This is a genomic window from Aquamicrobium sp. NLF2-7 (genome assembly GCF_022359935.1).
Classification (GTDB): Bacteria; Pseudomonadota; Alphaproteobacteria; order Rhizobiales; family Rhizobiaceae; genus Mesorhizobium; species Mesorhizobium lusatiense.
The window spans coordinates 2,381,020-2,396,742 of sequence record NZ_JAKSED010000001.1 but is presented as its reverse complement, the minus strand read 5'-3'; the positions used below and the strand labels follow the sequence as shown (position 1 = coordinate 2,396,742).

Below are 15,723 nucleotides of genomic sequence, written 5' to 3'. Positions count from 1 at the left end.
GAAGGATAGCCGGCACGCATGGCAAAGATCGCGCTCAGGCTGGACGAACTCATAGATGGCGCGGCATTGCGCGACCAGCTGTCGGCGCTGGCCGGCAAGGGCGCGGTGAATTCCTCCGACACCCGCAATGCGGTGCTTGCCCTGCTCAAGCAGCAACGACAGGAAGGTCTGCGCATCGCCGAGGAGATGCTGCGCCAGGACGGCAGCGGCACGGCGTGCGCAGAACGGCTCTCCCATGTCATGGACGAGATCGTGCGGGCGCTCTACGATTTCACCGCGAGCCGCGTCTACCCGGCCGACAATCCCTCGACGGCCGAGCGCATGGCGGTGGTGGCGGTGGGCGGCTATGGCCGCGGAACCCTGGCGCCCGGCTCCGACATCGACCTGTTGTTCCTGCTGCCCTACAAGCAGACGCCTTGGAGCGAGCAGATCGCCGAATATATGCTCTACATGCTGTGGGACATGCGGCTGAAAGTTGGTCACGCCACCCGCAACATCGATGAGTGCATCCGCCTCTCCCTGTCCGACATGACGATCCGCACCGCGCTTCTGGAAAGCCGGTTCCTGTGCGGCGACGAGGCGCTGAGCCGCGAGATGGTGGAGCGGTTCGACCACGAGGTGGTGGCGACGACAGGCGCCGAGTTCGCGCAGGCAAAGCTGGCCGAGCGCGACGTGCGCCACGCCAAGTCCGGCGAAAGCCGCTATCTGGTCGAGCCCAACGTCAAGGACGGCAAGGGCGGCCTGCGCGACCTGCACACGCTGTTCTGGATCGGCAAATATTACTACCGGGTGCGCAGCGGCGCAGAGCTGGTGGGCAAGGGCGTGTTCACGCAGGGCGAATACCGGCAGTTCCTCAAGTCGGAGGATTTCCTGTGGGCGGTGCGCTGCCACATGCATTTCCTCACCGGCAAGGCGGAGGAGCGCCTGCATTTCGACATTCAGCGCGATATCGCCGAGCGCCTCGGCTACACCAGCCATCCCGGCCTGTCGGCTGTCGAGCGCTTCATGAAGCACTATTTCCTCATCGCCAAGGATGTCGGAAACCTCACCCGCATTTTCTGTGCCGGGCTGGAGGAGGAGCAGGCCAAGCAGGTTCCCGGCATGACCGGCATGCTCACCGGCTTCACGCGCCGGCGGCGCAAGCTGGCCGGCACCGGCGATTTCGTGGTCGACAACCACCGCCTCAACGTGGCCGACGACAAGGTGTTCGAGCGCGATCCGGTCAATCTGCTGCGCCTGTTCTGGTTTGCCGACCGCCACGGGCTGGAATTCCACCCGGATGCGCTGAAACTGGTGACGCGCTCGCTGCGGCTGGTCGACAAGACGCTCCGCCGCAACTCGGAAGCCAACCGGCTGTTTCTTGACATCCTCACCTCGGACCGGCATGCCGAGCTCAATCTCAGGCGCATGAACGAGGCCGGGCTGCTCGGCCGGCTGATCCCCGATTTCGGCAAGATCGTCGCCATGATGCAGTTCAACATGTACCACCACTATACGGTGGACGAGCATCTGATCCGCTGCGTCGGCATTCTGGCGCAGATCGAAAGCGGCGCTGGCGAGAAGGCGCATCCGCTGTCGCATTCGCTCATGCCGGAACTGGCAAAGCACCGCGACGCGCTTTATGTGACGGTGCTGCTGCACGACATCGCCAAGGGTCGCCCCGAGGACCACTCGACGGCCGGCGCGCGCATCGCAAGGCGCATCTGCCCGCATATGGGCTTGTCGAAAAGCGACACCGAAACAGTTGCCTGGCTGGTGGAGCACCACCTGCTGATGTCGATGACCGCGCAGACGCGCGACCTCAACGACCGCAAGACGATCGAGGATTTCGCCGCCATCGTGCAGTCGGTGGAACGGCTGAAGCTGCTTCTCATCCTGACCGTCTGCGACATTCGCGGGGTGGGTCCCGGCGTCTGGAACGGCTGGAAGGGACAGCTTCTTCGCACCCTCTATTACGAGACGGAACTGCTGCTCACCGGTGGCTTCTCGGAAATGTCGCGTTCGCAGCGCACGGCCGACGCACGTGCCGAGCTGATCAAGGCACTGGACGGTTGGACCGAGGACGAGAAGGTTGCCTATGTCGGCCTTCTTTATCCGAACTACCTGCTTACCGTTGCTCTGGCCGATCAGCTTCGCCATGCGAAATTCGTGCGCGAGGCCGATGCCGCCGGCCGCAAGCTCGACACCATGGTGCGCACCCATGAATTCGAGGCCGTGACCGAAATCACGGTGCTGGCGCAGGACCATCCCCGCCTGCTTTCGGTGATCGCGGGCGCATGCGCCGCCGCCGGCGCCAACATCGTCGATGCCCAGATTTTCACCACAGCCGACGGGCGCGCGCTCGACACCATATTGATCAGCCGCGAGTTCGAGCTGGACGAGGATGAGCGCCGCCGCGCCGAACGCGTCGGCAAGCTGATCGAGGATGTGCTGTCGGGCCGCAGCTGGCTGCCGGAGGTGATCGCAAAGCGCAGCAAGGCCAAACGCAGCGCCAAGGCCTTCCGCATCACGCCGCGGGCCGAAATCCGCAACACCCTCTCGCACCGGTTTTCGGTGATCGAGGTCAAGGGCCTCGACCGGCCCGGCCTGCTGTCGGAAATCACCGGCGCGCTGTCGGACCTATCGCTCGACATCGCATCTGCCCATATCACCACCTTCGGCGAGAAGGTGATCGACACCTTCTATGTGACCGACCTGACCGGGCAGAAGGTGGAAAACCCGGCGCGCATCACGGCAATCAGCAAGCGGCTGGTCGAGGTACTGAAAGGAAACGGGCTCACCGAGCTTTACAAAGCCCGCTCGGCGGCGGAATAGGCAGGCATGAATTTGCAGCTTCCCGTCCCTGCCCGCTCCGGGGCAAGAAATCGTTCCGTAGCCTGCGCTCCCCCCGCCTGTCCGATGGCGGTCCGGCGCCAGCCGGCCTCTGACGCAACGGCCGGATCGCCTCGCAAACACAGCCGCCTTGCAGGAGCATCGGTCCAGTGAGCCTTGTCAGGAAATTCGCGACCGTCGCTTCCGGCACATTGATGAGCCGCATTCTGGGCTTCGCCCGCGAAATGCTGATGGCGGCAGCCCTCGGCACCGGGCCGGTGGCCGGCGCCTTCTACGCCGCTTTCCAGTTCCCCAACACCTTCCGGCGCCTGTTTGCGGAAGGGGCGTTCAACAGCGCGTTCGTTCCGCTGTTCGCCAAGGAGATCGAAGCCGGCGGCATCGACGGCGCGCGCCGCTTCTCCGAAGAGGTGTTCGGCGTGCTGTTCTCGGTGCTGACCGGCCTGACCATCCTCATGGAACTGGCCATGCCGCTTCTGGTGCGCACCATCATCGCGCCGGGCTTCTACAGCGACCCGCAAAAATACCAGCTGACCGTGGCGCTCGCCACCATCATGTTCCCTTACCTGATGTGCATGTCGCTGGCGGCGATGATGGCGGGGATGCTGAATTCGCTGCGCCGCTATTTCGCGGCCGCCGTGGCCCCCGTTTTCCTCAACATCATCCTCATCGGCGTGCTCGGCCATGCCTGGTACACCGGTGCCGATGGACTCAGCACAGGCTATGCCATGGCCTGGGGCGTGATGGCGGCGGGTGTCGTGCAGCTTGCCATCGTGTGGATCGCAGCGCGCCGCGCCGGCATTTCCATCGGCTTCAGATGGCCGCGCATGACCCCCAATGTGAAGCGCCTTCTGTGGCTGGCGCTGCCGGCGGCAATCACCGGCGGCATCACCCAGATCAACACGCTGATCGGCACGGCAATCGCCTCGGGGCAGGACAAGGCCGTGCCCGCGCTCGCGCAGGCGGACCGCTTCTACCAGCTGCCGCTCGGCGTTGTCGGCATTGCCGTCGCCATCGTGCTTCTGCCTGAGCTGGCACGGGCGCTGAAATCCGGCAATCTGGTCGAGGCCGCCAGCCTTCAGAACCGCTCCGTCGAATTCGTGCTGTTCCTGACCCTGCCGGCGACCGCTGCCCTGCTTGCCATTTCCGAGCCGATCGTCAGGGTGCTTTACGAGCGCGGCGCATTCACTGCCGACGACACGCTGCTGGTGTCCTCGATCCTTGCCGTCTTCGGGCTCGGCCTGCCTGCCTTCGTGCTGATCAAGGCCTTCACCCCCGGCTATTTCGCGCGGGAAGACACGAAGACCCCGATGGTGTTCGCCGCCATCTCTGTGGCGATCAACATCACCATCGCGCTCAGCCTGTTTCCGTTCATGGGCGCGCCCGGCATTGCCGTCGCCTCCGTCGTCGCCGGCTGGGTCAATGCCACCATGCTGCTTGTCGTGCTGGTGCGGCGCGGGCACTGGGGGCATGACGCGCCGCTGATGAAGCGCATTCCACGCCTCATCCTGTCGTCGGCGCTGATGGGAGCGGCCCTTTATGGCGCGGCCAGATGGCTTGCGCCATGGCTAGCCTCATCCGCTTCGCTGCTGTCGCAGACCGGAACTCTGGCCCTGCTGTGCGGTGGCGGCGCGATCGTGTACTTCGCGCTGGCCTTCGCCACCGGCGGCGCCGACACCGCCATGATCCGCCGCAACATCAGGCGTGGCGATGCCGCACCGGCACCCATCGAAGAGTGAAGGTTCCGCAGACGATCCCCCTTGATTGTGCAGGGGGCTTCGTTCATAAGCCCGCCTCGTTGAGCCTCGTCATGCGAGGTTTGCACATGCATGATTCCACCGTCCAGCCGGGCGCTTCCGGGTCATGCCCGAACGGCCCTCCACAAGCCAGGGAGACATCATGACCACCTTCAAGCCGCTCGTTTTTTCCGGTGTCCAGCCAACCGGCAATCTGCATCTCGGCAATTATCTCGGCGCCATCCGCAAATTCGTGGCGTTGCAGGACAGCAACGACTGCATCTATTGCGTCGTCGACCTGCACTCCATCACGGCGCAACTCGTGCATGACGATCTGGCCTCCCAGACGCGCTCGATCACGGCCGCCTTTCTCGCCGCCGGCATCGATCCGAAGAAGCACATCGTCTTCAACCAGTCGCGCGTGATGCAGCATGCCGAGCTTGCCTGGGTCTTCAACTGCGTGGCGCGCATCGGCTGGATGAACCGCATGACGCAGTTCAAGGACAAGGCCGGCAAGGACCGCGAGAATGCCTCGCTCGGCCTGCTCGCCTATCCGAGCCTGATGGCGGCCGACATTCTGGTTTATCGCGCCACCCATGTTCCGGTCGGTGACGACCAGAAGCAGCATCTGGAACTGACCCGCGACATCGCCCAGAAGTTCAACAACGATTTCTCCGCACGCATCGCCGAGCTTGGGCTGGGCGTGGAGATGCAGATGGGCGACGAGACCGTCAACGGCTTCTTCCCGCTTACCGAACCGATCATCGGCGGCCCGGCGGCCCGCGTCATGTCGTTGCGCGACGGCTCCAAGAAGATGTCGAAGTCGGACCCCTCCGACCTGTCGCGCATCAACCTGACCGACGACGCCGACACGCTGTCGAAGAAGATCAAGAAGGCGAAGACCGACCCTGAGGCCCTGCCGAGCGAAGTGGACGGGTTGGCCGGCCGCCCCGAAGCCGACAATCTCGTCGGCATCTATGCCGGCCTTGCCGACACGACGCGCGAAGCGGTGCTGAAGGAATTCGGCGGCCAGCAATTCTCGGTGTTCAAGCCCGCCCTTGCCGATCTGGCGGTTCACAGGCTGGCGCCGGTTGCCGACGAAATGCGGCGGCTGATCGCCGATCCCGGCCATATCGACGCCGTGCTGCGCGACGGCGGCGAGCGGGCCGGCGCCATCGCCGAAGAGACCATGCATTCGGTACGCGACATCATCGGTCTTCTGCAGGACTGACGTTTCGTCACTGCCGGACATCTTGCCGCCGGCTTCGGCCGGTGGCAGATTGCGCCGGTTCAAAGCCAGCAAGGCGGATCACGCATATGGTATCCAAACGTCTCTCCCGCGAGGCCGGCCATCGACGCAAGTTTCTGGCGATTGTCGATGACACGTCCGAATCCGAACGGGCCGTGACCTATGCGTCCATCCGCATGCAAAGCACCAATGGCGTTCTGGTGCTGCTCTATGTGATCGACACCGAAGATTTCCAGCATTTCCTCGGCGTCGAGAAGATCATGCGTGAGGAAGCGACCGCCAACGCCCATGCGGCCCTTGATGCGCAGGCCGCGCGAATCCGCCAGAAATACGGCATCGAGCCCGAGCTGGTGGTGCGCGAGGGCGACCGGATCGAGGAAATCCACAAGCTGATCGAGGAAGATCAGGACATCGCCATCCTGGTTCTAGCTGCAGGCTCGGGCAAGGAAGGGCCCGGCCCGCTCGTCGCCTCCGTGGTCGGCAAGGGCGCGGCATTCCCCATTCCCGTGACCATCATTCCCCAGACCCTCTCCGACGAGGATATCGAAAGCCTCGCCTGAGACCAATCGTCCGGCGGCAAGGGCATGTCTTGAACCGCGCAGGCTGCGGGTTTATCTGTAGGGGAGGAATTTCCCGAAGCGTATCGCGATCTTTCACAATCGCTCCCTGCGCTTCGAGTTTTGTTTTTCGCATGTCGTTGTTCCGAAACCGGTTCCCGACTTCGGGCGATATGCTTTACGGCCGATATCGGCCATGGAGACAGCCATGTTCATCCAGACCGAGGCGACCCCGAACCCCGCCACGCTGAAATTCCTGCCCGGGCGCGAGGTTCTGCGCGAAGGCTCCGCCGATTTCCGCGACGCCGAAACGGCGCGCCAGTCCTCGCCGCTGGCCGGTCGCCTGTTCGATATTCCCGGCATCACAGGCGTCTTCTTCGGCTATGACTTCATCACCGTCTCCAAGGACGGAGCCGACTGGCAGCATCTGAAGCCTGCCGTGCTCGGCACCATCATGGAACACTTCATGTCGAACCAGCCGGTCATGGCCGGCGCCGGCCCTGCTCCCGAAAGCAGCGAGACCGAGGAGTTCTACGACAAGGAAGACGAGGAGATCGTCCTCACCATCAAGGAACTGCTCGACACGCGCGTGCGGCCGGCTGTCGCTCAGGACGGCGGCGACATCACCTTCCGTGGCTACGAGAACGGCGTCGTCTTCCTGCACATGAAGGGTGCCTGCGCCGGCTGCCCCTCCTCAACCGCGACCCTGAAGCATGGCATCCAGAACCTGCTTCGCCATTTCGTTCCGGAAGTGCAGCAGGTCGAGCAGATCGCCTGATCCGCTCGTTTCTCTTCAGATCATCGGATAACAAAAAACCGGGCTTGTGGCCCGGTTCTTCGTCGGGGACGTCCGTGTTGCCTGGACGGTCCGCATGAAATTCTCACTGCCCTGTGTGCAGGATAGTTTTGCTGCATCCCTACAGCACGACCACCTTGGCACCTTTCTCGGTGCGCTCATAGAGATCGATGATATCCTGATTCATCAGGCGGATGCAGCCGGATGACATGGCCTTGCCGATCGAGGCCCATTCCGGGGTGCCATGCAGTCGGTAACCGGTGTCACCGCCCTTGTTGTAAAGGTAAAGCGCACGCGCCCCGAGCGGATTGCCGAGGCCGGGCTTCATGCCATTGGCGTGTTTGGCCAGTTCCGGCTGACGCTTGATCATCGCCGCCGGCGGCGTCCATGTCGGCCATTCGCGCTTCATGGCAACGCGGGCGGTGCCGCGCCATTCGAAACCTTCGCGGCCAACACCGATGCCATAGCGCATGGCCTTGCCGTTTTCCTGCACGAGATAAAGGAACTTGTTGCTGGTATCGACGATGATGGTGCCCGGCGCTTCACTGGTGTCGTAACGCACGATCTGGCGGTGATATTTCCGGTCCACCTTTTCGATGGGAATGCGCGGCAGGCTGTAACCCGCATCACTGACCGCGCCGTAGCTGCTTGTGAACATCGGCATCGGGCCGATGGTGCTGCACCCTGCTACGGATGCACTGAGCGCAAGGACCGCAAGTATCGTTCTGAACCGCATCGACTGAACCTGCCTCCCGATTGTTCTTGTGAAGCCGATTCGGCTCGCGCAGTATTGATGACGGCTTTTCTTTGCCTGCCAAGCAAGCAGCTCCTATATGACGGCTGTTGATCGCGCGTAAGCTGCATACTGTTGCCATATCGCAACAGTATGTGGCCTGAACATCACATCTGATCAGAACTCCGAAAGGTCTTCATCCATGAATGTCGGAGATGCCGCCCGCCGTACCGGGCTTCCCGCCAAGACGATCCGCTACTACGAAGAGATCGGTCTGATCCTGCCGCAGCGCTCGGCCAACGGTTATCGCGACTATTCGCCCGAAGATGTGCACCGGCTGGCGTTCCTGAAGCGGGCCCGCAATCTCGGCTTCCCGATCGAGGACTGCCGCCAGCTGATGGCGCTCTACCGTGACCGCTCGCGCGCCAGCGCCGACGTGCACCGCATCGCCTCGAGCCATGTCGCGGCGATCGAGGACAAGATCCTCGAACTGCAATCGATGCGCGCCACGCTCAACAAGCTCATCCACGCCTGCCATGGCGACGACCGCCCCGATTGCCCGATCCTCGAAGAGATGGCTGGCAGCGAGGGAAGCGTCAATTAAGCTATGCGCAATGTTGAAGGGCAAATTGACCACCTGCCCTCCAACACAAGATTTTCTTAGGCGGCCTTATCCAACCGTCGAAGAGCCTCTTCATAGCTGCCGTGATGAATCTTTCCGGTTTTAACCTCGGAAATTCGTCCGGCATTAACGTCATAATCGGGAGCGATGCGACTATGAAGCTCACCCCTTAAAATACGAATTTGAACTTCTACGGCTTCTTCAAAAGTCAGCCGATGACTGGGCTTTCGGATATTCTGATCCATAGTCCTAACTTTCTTGAAAAGACCGGACAGGACTTGACTTGAGACCCAAACGGGACAATGGTCCCGGCGTGGCCACAAATTTCCGCCCTATCCGGCGGTTCTACCAAGGGTCGGCTTTTCTGGCAGGAAAAGCCGACCCATCTGTTTGGTATTTCGAATCGACCAACAGACTCACAAAGCATCGGGCGCTAGCGGTTAACCTGCAAGTCTGAATCATCGCTTTTACACCAACAAGTTGTCCTAGCTCCAAACCCTTCAAGAGAAGATGCGGTAAGTGTTTGTAAAACCTGATCTTTCCAGGACTTACGGCAATCTCTCACAACGGGTTCAAACCGTGAACAAAATCGGCGATAATGGCTGATGCCCATTGTGTCCCCGATTCTTCGCAATCCTCTTGCCGATGGCCGCCAGTCCGAGCGCGCCATGCTGGTGCGGCGCGGCGTTCAGCGCCTGCTCATGGAAATGGGTGCGCATGTGCTGCCGGAACTGTCGCTCGCCACCGGACGCCGCGCTGACCTCGTGGCGCTGACCCGGCAGGGCGACATCTGGATCATCGAGATCAAGTCGTCGGTGGAGGACTTTCGTGTCGACCGCAAATGGCCGGACTACCGGCTGCATTCGGACCGGCTGTTCTTCGCCACCCATCCGGGCGTGCCCGCCGAAATCTTTCCGCAGGACTGCGGCTTCATCCTCTCTGACGGCTATGGCGCGGAAATCATGCGCGATGCCCCGGAACACCGCATGGCGGCAGCCACGCGCAAGGCGCTGATGCTGCGAATCGCCCGCGCCGGTGCGGCACGCCTGCTGGCGGCCGAGCTTGCCGGCGTGTCCGTTCCCGTTCTGGACGGCGAAAGCGAGTGAAATCAGGCCTCAGCGCGGGGCGCGCTTGGCCAGAATGCGCTGAAGGGTGCGCCGGTGCATGTTGAGGCGGCGCGCCGTTTCCGACACGTTGCGCTCGCACATCTCGTAGACGCGCTGGATGTGCTCCCATCGCACCCGGTCCGCGGACATGGGGTTTTCTGGCGGAGCGGCGCGCTCGCCGGACTGCCGGGTCAATGCTGCAAAAACGTCATCGGCGTCGGCCGGCTTCGACAGATAGTCGACAGCGCCAAGCTTCACCGCCGTCACCGCGGTGGCGATGTTGCCATAGCCGGTGAGGATCACGGTGCGCGCATCCTCGCGCTTCTCGCGGATGGCCGCGACCACATCGAGCCCGTTGCCATCGCCGAGGCGCATGTCCACCACCGCATAGGCTGGCGGGTTGGCGCGCGCCTTGGCGACCGCTTCCTCGACACTTTCGGCCGTATCGACGACGAAGCCGCGCGTTTCCATGGCTCGTGCAAGGCGTGTGAGGAAAGGCTTGTCGTCGTCCACGACCAGCAGCGAGGTGTCGTCACCTGTCACCAGGCCACCATTGCCATCTTCGCCTGTCATGATCCTCAACCCCACTTCAATTGCACGCGACAAATCGTCCTTGTACGGAAATATATGTGTTGAGCGCCGCTGTCCAATTTTTGAGCGCGCCCGAGATCATCATTCCCCTGCCGAACGCATGATTCGCGATTTCTTGCCCTGTTTTCATGCAGAACCGGCACGAAAGACTCCGTCCGCTCCGGCTCACGCTTTTCGCAGCGGCAAGGTGGTGCTTTCCTCGGCATAGACGAAATCACTGCGCGGCCAGCGCACCCTGACCATGGCGCCTTCACCCGGCTTGTTGGAATTGCCGAAGCTGATGGTTGCGCCGGAACGCTCAAGCAGCGTCTTGGCGATGAACAGGCCAAGCCCCAGCCCGCCGCCCGGCTCCGCGCCCTGCCGCGTGGACATATAGGGCTCGCCGATGCGATCAAGCACTTCGACAGGAAAGCCCGAGCCATCGTCGAGAATGGACAGCGACACGAAATTGTCGTCCCAGCCCCAGCGTATGCTGACGCTGGTATGGGCAAAATCAACCGCGTTCTCGACCAGATTGCCAAGGCCGTAGAGCACACCCGGATTGCGGCGCCCGACCGGCTCCGGTCCAAGGCAATCGCCGGGCTGGAGGCGGATGGTGATGCCGAAATCGCGGTGCGGGGCACTGACTTCCTCGACCAAGGAGGTCAGCGGCAGACGCGCCATCTGCGGCTCGCCCTCCGAGGACAGGCTGGTCAGGCGCTTGAGGATTTCCCGGCACCGCTCGCTCTGGCTGCGCAGCAGGGTCACGTCCTCGCTGTATTTCGGATCCTTGCCGAGCGCCTTTTCCATCTCGCGCGCAACCAGAGAAATTGTGGCGAGCGGCGTGCCGAGTTCATGGGCGGCGGCAGCCGCCAGGCCATCCAGCGCCGACAGATGCTGTTCGCGCTGCAGCACCAGTTCGGTGGCGGCGAGCGCATCGGACAGGAGCCGAGCTTCCTCGGCCACCCGGAAGGCGTAAATGGCGGCGAAAGCGGTCGCCGACAGCACAGCCATCCACATGCCGGCGACATAGACGAACGGCATCATCAGTTCCGTGCCTTCGGTCCACGGCAGCGGCCGGTGGAAGAAAACCAGCAGCGAGGCAACGGCAATCACCAATACGGCCTGAAATGCGGTCAGCCTGAGTGGCAGGGAAGTGGCTGAAATGACCACCGGCACGATGAGCAGCAGCGAGAAGGGATTGGTAAGCCCGCCGGTCAGGTAGAGCAGACCGGCAAGCTGGAAGGTATCGAATGTCAGCAGCCCCATGGCGGCCAGTGGTGTGAGCCGGTGTGCTGCCGGATAGCGGAAAGCCAGCCACAGATTCATCCATGCCGAGGCGGCAATCAGCGCGAAGCACAGGCCGACCGGCAGCGGAAACTCCAGCCAGTAGGCGACGATGAGCACGGCAACGCTCTGGCCAAAAATGGCGAGCCAGCGCAGCCGGATCAGCGTGTTGAGCCGCAGGCGATAGCTTTGGCGCAGGTCCGGTGAATTCAGGCCCATCATTGCGCCCCTTCCGCCGCGCCGCAGGCGGCAAGATAGATGGCAACGAGACGCTCGACACCGGCCTGATCATCGGCATCGAAGCGGCCGGGAACCGGGCTGTCGAGATCGAGCACGCCAAGCACCGCACCGTGGCGGATCAGCGGCACCACCAGCTCGGAGCGCGAATCAGGATCGCAGAAGATGTGGTTCTCGACCTCGGTGACATCGTGGACACGGATGGAGCGCCGCTCGGCAACCGCCGTTCCGCACACGCCGCGACCTACCGGGATGCGCACGCAGGCCGGCTTGCCCTGAAATGGCCCAACAACCAGCTCCTGCGGCGAGCGCAGAAAGTAGAATCCGGCCCAGTTCAGCTCCGGCATGGACTGAAAGATCAGAGCGGCCGCATTGGCCGCATTGGCGATCTCATCGCTTTCGCCCGAAAGCAGCGCCGTCATCTGCGCCGCGAGCTCCCGGTAGAAGGAGGGTTTGTCGGTGCTGTCGATGCGGCTTGCTTCAAACATTCAGTTGACGCCTTTGGGTACGTTTTCGGGCGGCACGGTATCCTTGACGTTCTGGCGATGGAAGATGAACAGACCGGCGAGCACGACGATGGCCGCGCCGATCAGGATACGCGGACCGGGAATATCATTGAAGAAGAGAATGCCGAACACCACAGCCCACAACAGCAGCGTGTAGTGCAGGGGCGCCAGCGTCGAGGCGGGCGCCATCTTCAGAGCGCGCGTAATCATCAGATGCGCAGCACCGGAAACCACCCCGAGCAGGAGCATCGCGCCATAATCGACGGGCGCTGCATGGTGCCACTCGCCGATAGCCATGATGCCGCCGCACAGGCCGACGCCGATGGTCTGCCAGGTCACCAGCGCCGTGTCGCTGGTGCCGCGCAGCAGACGGCTCAGCACGATTGCCACGGCAAACGAGATCGATCCGATCAGCGCATAGAGCGATTCGATCGACAGGGCAGCCGTTGACGGCTTGAGCATGACCAGCACGCCGCAGAAGCCAATGGTGATGGCAAGCCAGCGGCGCCATCCGACCTTCTCGCCAAGGAACATGTGCGACAGCGCCGCGACATAGATCGGACCGGCCATGTAGAAGCTCATCACATCGGCCAGAGGCAGGTGAACGACAGCGGCGTAGAACAAAAGCGTATCGAGCGCGGTGGCGACGACACGGGCGATCTGCAGGCCGATGCGGTCGAGATTGAACAGCCGCGCAGCCCCCTGCCGCGCGATCATCGGGCCAAGGATGATAAAGGCCCCGACAGAGCGGACGAAAACCACCTGCCCGACGGAAAAGCTTGCAACCAGCCATTTGCCCATGGCGTCGTTGAGTGCAAACATGAAGTCGCCAGCCAGCATCAGAAGAATGCCGGCAACGATCAGATTGCGGTTTACGAGTCCGGACAGCCGAGACATGGCGCATTTCCCTGCAAAGGCCCATCAGGCCCATAATGCGCTGTTATCCGCGCCGCACCGATTTTGCGAGCAAATTCGACTGGTGCAGAAGAACACCAGCGCCGGGAGTTCGCTTTAACGCGATTGCGAACACATTGCGGCTTAGAACTTTCGCCGGAACTTCCTTACTTCGGCTGCACCGGCACATAGACGGGGCGGTAGATCACCCGCGGGAATGGATCCACATAGCGGTTCTCGCGTGCGGCCGCCCGCCGGTCGAGTTCCAGCCTTTGCAGGCATTCGGCAAAGGCATCGTTCTTGCGGGTGAAGCCATAGGAGCGGCACTTCTCCTCATCGGCGGTGCGCTGCTGCTCGACGGTCATGCAGCCGGAAAGAAAAAGACCGAGACCAATGACGGTTATCGTTCGCAAAAGCATCTCAAGATCCTCGAATGGTCCCTGCCCGGGAACGATTCCTATATCACCATCCGATTGTGGCAAATAGCGGATCTTCTTTGCCTACGAAGACAAAACGCCCCGCTGTATGAAAAAGCGGGGCGCTAAAACTTTATTCCGGAACGTGGCGAACAGCGCCCTTGTCGGCACTGGTGGCGAAAGCGGCATAGGCCCGAAGCGCCTGGGTAACGTTGCGCTTGCGCTTTTCGGCCGGCTTCCAGCCTTTTTCATCCTGCTCGGCGCGGCGCCGGGCAAGCTCGGCTTCGTCCACCAGCAACTCGATGCTGCGTCCGGGAATATCGATCGCGATGATATCGCCTTCGCGCACCAGCCCGATGGTGCCGCCAAGGGCTGCTTCCGGAGACACATGACCGATGGAAAGGCCCGATGTGCCACCGGAAAAGCGCCCGTCGGTCAACAGCGCACAGGCTGCGCCCAGCCCCTTCGACTTCAGGTAGCTGGTCGGATAGAGCATTTCCTGCATGCCCGGTCCGCCCTTCGGTCCCTCATAGCGGATGACGACCACGTCGCCGGCCTTGACCTCGTTGCCGAGAATGCCCTTCACCGCCGAATCCTGGCTCTCGAACACTTTTGCAGGGCCGGTGAATTTCAGGATCTTCTCATCGACGCCAGCGGTCTTCACGATGCAGCCGTCGAGCGCGATGTTGCCGCGCAGCACCGCAAGTCCGCCATCCTTCGTGAAGGGGTGCTCGACGGAGCGGATGACACCCTTTTCGCCGTCCATGTCCAGTTCGTCCCAGCGTGCCTCCTGGCTGAAGGCGGTCTGGGTCGGGATACCGCCGGGGGCAGCGCGAAAGAACGTGCGTACATTCTCGCTGGTGGTGCGGGTGATGTCCCAGCGGTCGATGGCGTCGCCCAGCGTCTCGGCATGCACTGTCGGCGTGTCGCGGTGGATGAGGCCACCGCGATCAAGCTCGCCGAGAATGCGCATGATGCCGCCGGCGCGGTGCACGTCTTCCATGTGGACGTCGGCCTTGGCAGGGGCAACCTTGGACAGGCACGGCACCCGGCGCGACAGCGCGTCGATGTCTTTCAGATCGAAGTCGATCCGGCCCTCATGCGCCGCGGCAAGAATGTGCAGAACGGTGTTGGTGGAACCGCCCATGGCGATGTCGAGCGACATGGCGTTCTCGAACGCCTTCTTGTTGGCCACCGAGCGCGGCAACACGCTGGTATCGTCCTGCTCGTAGTAGCGGCGGGCGATATCGACCACCAGATGCCCCGCCTCGACGAAAAGGCGCTTGCGGTCGGCATGGGTGGCCAGCGTCGAGCCGTTGCCCGGCAGCGACAGGCCGAGTGCCTCGGTCAAGCAGTTCATGGAATTCGCCGTGAACATACCCGAGCACGAGCCGCAGGTCGGGCAGGCCGAACGCTCGATCGCCCTGACGTCGTCGTCGGACATGTTGTCATCGGCGGCTGCAACCATAGCGTCGACCAGATCGAGGGCGTGTGTCTTGCCCTTCAGCACCACCTTGCCGGCCTCCATCGGTCCGCCTGAAACGAACACGGAAGGAATGTTGAGGCGCATCGCGGCATTCAGCATGCCGGGCGTGATCTTGTCGCAGTTGGAAATGCAGACCATGGCGTCAGCGCAGTGGGCGTTGACCATGTATTCGACCGAGTCGGCGATGATCTCGCGCGACGGCAGCGAATAGAGCATGCCGTCATGGCCCATGGCGATGCCGTCATCCACGGCGATAGTGTTGAACTCCTTGGCAACGCCGCCGGCGCGCTCGATTTCGCGCGCGACAAGCTGGCCAAGATCCTTCAGGTGCACATGGCCCGGAACGAACTGGGTGAAGGAGTTCACCACCGCAATAATGGGCTTGCCGAAATCCGAATCCTTCATGCCGGTAGCACGCCATAGCCCGCGGGCTCCCGCCATATTGCGGCCGTGGGTGGTCGTACGTGAACGATAGGGAGGCATTCGAATTTCCTTGGCTACTAGGCTACAGCGATGACGCGTCCTGACTGGCGGCAGGCAGCATAGGACCGGGGCGTCATATATGCCAATCTTTTCTGTCGCAACGTCACCGCGTCGCACCCTGCCATGCCGCTCGCCGAAAAGCAGTAAGCCCGGCGGACTGCCGGGCTTACTGGGCTTTTTCTGACCTCTACACGCCAGCGGCCGCCGGCAAGGCTG

15 protein-coding genes are annotated in these 15,723 nt (G+C 62.5%); 7 read left to right on the top strand and 8 right to left on the bottom strand.

What is annotated here, in order from left to right; translation table 11 throughout:
* Positions 1-18 precede the first annotated feature (18 nt).
* The 5 genes from MIC97_RS11825 to MIC97_RS11805 all read left to right on the top strand — a co-directional run bounded on the left by MIC97_RS11825 (position 19) and on the right by MIC97_RS11805 (position 7,149).
* On the top strand, positions 19-2,814 hold the full coding sequence (locus MIC97_RS11825; protein WP_239800187.1) for a [protein-PII] uridylyltransferase: 2,796 nt from the start codon (positions 19-21) through the stop codon (positions 2,812-2,814).
* A gap of 167 nt (positions 2,815-2,981) precedes the next feature.
* Complete coding sequence (murJ, locus tag MIC97_RS11820) at positions 2,982-4,568, top strand: murein biosynthesis integral membrane protein MurJ (RefSeq protein ID WP_239800186.1); 1,587 nt, start codon at positions 2,982-2,984, stop codon at positions 4,566-4,568.
* A 160-nt stretch (positions 4,569-4,728) separates the two neighbouring features.
* Positions 4,729-5,796, top strand: coding sequence for a tryptophan--tRNA ligase (gene trpS, locus MIC97_RS11815; protein ID WP_239800185.1), 1,068 nt, complete (start codon positions 4,729-4,731; stop codon positions 5,794-5,796).
* Positions 5,797-5,882: 86 nt separating this feature from the next.
* Positions 5,883-6,374, top strand: coding sequence for a universal stress protein (locus tag MIC97_RS11810; RefSeq protein ID WP_183826285.1), 492 nt, complete (start codon positions 5,883-5,885; stop codon positions 6,372-6,374).
* A gap of 205 nt (positions 6,375-6,579) precedes the next feature.
* Positions 6,580-7,149, top strand: coding sequence for a NifU family protein (locus tag MIC97_RS11805; protein WP_239800184.1), 570 nt, complete (start codon positions 6,580-6,582; stop codon positions 7,147-7,149).
* Positions 7,150-7,288: 139 nt separating this feature from the next.
* On the opposite strand, the gene MIC97_RS11800 is transcribed toward MIC97_RS11805, so the two are convergent.
* Entirely contained in the window at positions 7,289-7,903 is a 615-nt protein-coding gene (locus tag MIC97_RS11800; protein ID WP_239800183.1) for a L,D-transpeptidase, read from the bottom strand.
* A 199-nt stretch (positions 7,904-8,102) separates the two neighbouring features.
* Here MIC97_RS11800 and cueR point away from each other — a divergent pair, with 199 nt between their 5' ends.
* Positions 8,103-8,504 carry a Cu(I)-responsive transcriptional regulator gene (gene cueR / locus MIC97_RS11795; protein ID WP_239800182.1) on the top strand — a complete coding sequence of 134 codons (402 nt, stop codon included), beginning with the start codon at positions 8,103-8,105 and terminating at the stop codon, positions 8,502-8,504.
* Between the two features lie 56 nt (positions 8,505-8,560).
* Here the strand turns inward: cueR and MIC97_RS11790 are convergent, their stop codons facing one another.
* On the bottom strand, positions 8,561-8,767 hold the full coding sequence (locus tag MIC97_RS11790) for a hypothetical protein (protein WP_239800181.1): 207 nt from the start codon (positions 8,765-8,767) through the stop codon (positions 8,561-8,563).
* 360 nt (positions 8,768-9,127) lie between these two features.
* On the opposite strand from MIC97_RS11790, the gene MIC97_RS11785 reads away from it, so the two are divergent.
* Positions 9,128-9,628 carry an MmcB family DNA repair protein gene (locus MIC97_RS11785; protein WP_239800180.1) on the top strand — a complete coding sequence of 167 codons (501 nt, stop codon included), beginning with the start codon at positions 9,128-9,130 and terminating at the stop codon, positions 9,626-9,628.
* Between the two features lie 9 nt (positions 9,629-9,637).
* Here the strand turns inward: MIC97_RS11785 and MIC97_RS11780 are convergent, their stop codons facing one another.
* The 6 genes from MIC97_RS11780 to ilvD all read right to left on the bottom strand — a co-directional run bounded on the left by MIC97_RS11780 (position 9,638) and on the right by ilvD (position 15,507).
* Complete coding sequence (locus tag MIC97_RS11780; protein WP_183826269.1) at positions 9,638-10,201, bottom strand: ActR/PrrA/RegA family redox response regulator transcription factor; 564 nt, start codon at positions 10,199-10,201, stop codon at positions 9,638-9,640.
* A 183-nt stretch (positions 10,202-10,384) separates the two neighbouring features.
* Complete coding sequence (locus MIC97_RS11775) at positions 10,385-11,707, bottom strand: ActS/PrrB/RegB family redox-sensitive histidine kinase (RefSeq protein WP_183826266.1); 1,323 nt, start codon at positions 11,705-11,707, stop codon at positions 10,385-10,387.
* The gene (locus MIC97_RS11770; RefSeq protein ID WP_239800179.1) at positions 11,704-12,210 is read right to left on the bottom strand and encodes a GAF domain-containing protein; all 507 of its coding nucleotides are present in this window, start codon (positions 12,208-12,210) and stop codon (positions 11,704-11,706) included. Before MIC97_RS11770 ends, MIC97_RS11775 begins: the two co-directional genes overlap by 4 nt.
* A complete protein-coding gene (locus MIC97_RS11765) occupies positions 12,211-13,125 on the bottom strand; it encodes a DMT family transporter (RefSeq protein ID WP_239800178.1) in 915 nt (304 codons plus the stop codon).
* A 164-nt stretch (positions 13,126-13,289) separates the two neighbouring features.
* Positions 13,290-13,541 (bottom strand): hypothetical protein, encoded by a 252-nt coding sequence (locus tag MIC97_RS11760; RefSeq protein WP_183826257.1) that lies wholly within the window; start codon positions 13,539-13,541, stop codon positions 13,290-13,292.
* 130 nt (positions 13,542-13,671) lie between these two features.
* Positions 13,672-15,507: a dihydroxy-acid dehydratase gene (gene ilvD, locus MIC97_RS11755; protein WP_239800177.1), complete on the bottom strand. Its 1,836-nt coding sequence runs from the start codon at positions 15,505-15,507 to the stop codon at positions 13,672-13,674.
* Between the last annotated feature and the right edge of the window lie 216 nt (positions 15,508-15,723).

Excerpts from the sequence above, each read along its gene's own strand:
- MIC97_RS11805 (WP_239800184.1), top strand. The coding sequence starts at position 6,580 with ATGTTCATCCAGACCGAGGCGACCCCGAACCCCGCCACGCTGAAATTC.
- MIC97_RS11790 (WP_239800181.1), bottom strand. The coding sequence starts at position 8,767 with ATGGATCAGAATATCCGAAAGCCCAGTCATCGGCTGACTTTTGAAGAA.
- cueR (WP_239800182.1), top strand. The coding sequence starts at position 8,103 with ATGAATGTCGGAGATGCCGCCCGCCGTACCGGGCTTCCCGCCAAGACG.
- MIC97_RS11810 (WP_183826285.1), top strand. The coding sequence starts at position 5,883 with ATGGTATCCAAACGTCTCTCCCGCGAGGCCGGCCATCGACGCAAGTTT.
- MIC97_RS11780 (WP_183826269.1), bottom strand. The coding sequence starts at position 10,201 with ATGACAGGCGAAGATGGCAATGGTGGCCTGGTGACAGGTGACGACACC.
- trpS (WP_239800185.1), top strand. The coding sequence starts at position 4,729 with ATGACCACCTTCAAGCCGCTCGTTTTTTCCGGTGTCCAGCCAACCGGC.
- MIC97_RS11825 (WP_239800187.1), top strand. The coding sequence starts at position 19 with ATGGCAAAGATCGCGCTCAGGCTGGACGAACTCATAGATGGCGCGGCA.
- MIC97_RS11770 (WP_239800179.1), bottom strand. The coding sequence starts at position 12,210 with ATGTTTGAAGCAAGCCGCATCGACAGCACCGACAAACCCTCCTTCTAC.
- MIC97_RS11760 (WP_183826257.1), bottom strand. The coding sequence starts at position 13,541 with ATGCTTTTGCGAACGATAACCGTCATTGGTCTCGGTCTTTTTCTTTCC.
- MIC97_RS11800 (WP_239800183.1), bottom strand. The coding sequence starts at position 7,903 with ATGCGGTTCAGAACGATACTTGCGGTCCTTGCGCTCAGTGCATCCGTA.
- ilvD (WP_239800177.1), bottom strand. The coding sequence starts at position 15,507 with ATGCCTCCCTATCGTTCACGTACGACCACCCACGGCCGCAATATGGCG.
- MIC97_RS11765 (WP_239800178.1), bottom strand. The coding sequence starts at position 13,125 with ATGTCTCGGCTGTCCGGACTCGTAAACCGCAATCTGATCGTTGCCGGC.
- MIC97_RS11785 (WP_239800180.1), top strand. The coding sequence starts at position 9,128 with ATGCCCATTGTGTCCCCGATTCTTCGCAATCCTCTTGCCGATGGCCGC.
- MIC97_RS11775 (WP_183826266.1), bottom strand. The coding sequence starts at position 11,707 with ATGATGGGCCTGAATTCACCGGACCTGCGCCAAAGCTATCGCCTGCGG.